The organism is Tahibacter caeni, assembly GCF_024609805.1.
Lineage (GTDB): Bacteria > Pseudomonadota > Gammaproteobacteria > Xanthomonadales > Rhodanobacteraceae > Tahibacter > Tahibacter caeni.
On record NZ_JANFVR010000652.1, the window covers coordinates 1 to 1,158 of the forward strand.

The window sequence follows — 1,158 nt, forward strand, 5'->3', positions numbered from 1 at the left end:
GCCTGCGCGCCGGCGCCGGCGCAGCGGGCGCGGCGGAAACGGACGGCGGCGAGGCGGATGCGGCGGCTTCCGCGGCGACTGCCGCGGCATCGACGGCCTGCGTCGCCGCGACCCACTGATAGCCGAAACGCGGCACGGTCCGGATGCTGCTCTGGTCGTTGCCGCTGTCGCCGACCGCGCGGCGCGCACGCAGCAGGGTCTGGGCGAGCAGCGCGTCGCTGACGTCGACGCGGCCCCAGACCGCCGAAATCAGCTCGTCGCGGCCGATCGCGCGCTCGCGGTGCTCGACGAGATAGATCAGGCATTCCAGCGATTTCGGCGGCAGCGCGACGCGCTCGTCGCCGCGGCGCAGCTCGCGTGCGGCCGGGTCGAGCAGGAAGTCGGCGAAGCGGTACGTCGTCGGACGGCTCATCGGCTGGCCAGGCTGCGGCGGTCCGCGCGCGGACGCCGGGTCTTCGACGATACCCGATGGCGCGGCCGGCGCACGCGCGCGGACGGTGTCAGCGGCCGAGGTCGTGCGGCGTTATCCAGCCCATCCAGATCGCGAACATCACGAGCAGGATCAGCGCGACCGACAGGGCGATTCGCCGCGTCAGCGCCTTTACCGTGCGATTGGTCGTACCCTTGTCGACCAGCATGTAATACAGCCCGGCGCCGAGGTTGTAGAGGATCACGATCAGGAACCCGACGATGAGGATTTTCTGGGCCATGTCAGCGACGTTCGCGCACCTTGGAATCGGCCGCCAGTATAGGCGCGCGGCGCGATGAGCAGGCGCTGGCAGCGGCCGTCGGCCTTCGCCTGGATGCTGCTGTTCGCCGGTCTGGCCGTATTCCTGAGCCTGTCGCGCTGGCAATGGCAGCGCGCGCAGGAGAAGGAAATCCTGCTGGCTTCGTACGCGGCGGCCGCCAATGCGCCGCTGCGGCAATATGCCGCGCTGCCGGAACACCTGGCCGTCGAGGACTATCCGCGCGTGGCCGCGCACGGCCGCTACGTCGCCGGCCGCGGCTACTGGCTCGACCAGCAGATCCACGACGGCCGCGTCGGACGGCGCGCGATCGCGGTGTTCCAGCCCGACGGCGCGCCGCGTCGCCTGCTCGTCGATCTGGGGTGGGTCGCGGCGCCGCCGGGGGGGCCGGCGCCGGCCTGGCCGGAACTGC

General features: G+C 72.0%; 3 protein-coding genes. 1 reads left to right on the forward strand and 2 read right to left on the reverse strand.

Going from position 1 to position 1,158, the window contains the following annotated elements; genetic code table 11:
* Both NON22_RS24605 and NON22_RS24610 read right to left on the reverse strand, forming a co-directional pair.
* The coding region (locus NON22_RS24605; RefSeq protein WP_257389613.1) for a winged helix-turn-helix domain-containing protein at positions 1 to 412 on the reverse strand (412 nt) is incomplete at its 3' end.
* Between the two features lie 88 nt (positions 413 to 500).
* A complete protein-coding gene (locus NON22_RS24610; protein ID WP_257389614.1) occupies positions 501 to 710 on the reverse strand; it encodes a twin transmembrane helix small protein in 210 nt (69 codons plus the stop codon).
* Positions 711 to 764: 54 nt separating this feature from the next.
* On the opposite strand from NON22_RS24610, the gene NON22_RS24615 reads away from it, so the two are divergent.
* The coding region (locus NON22_RS24615) for an SURF1 family cytochrome oxidase biogenesis protein (RefSeq protein WP_306674002.1) at positions 765 to 1,158 on the forward strand (394 nt) is incomplete at its 3' end.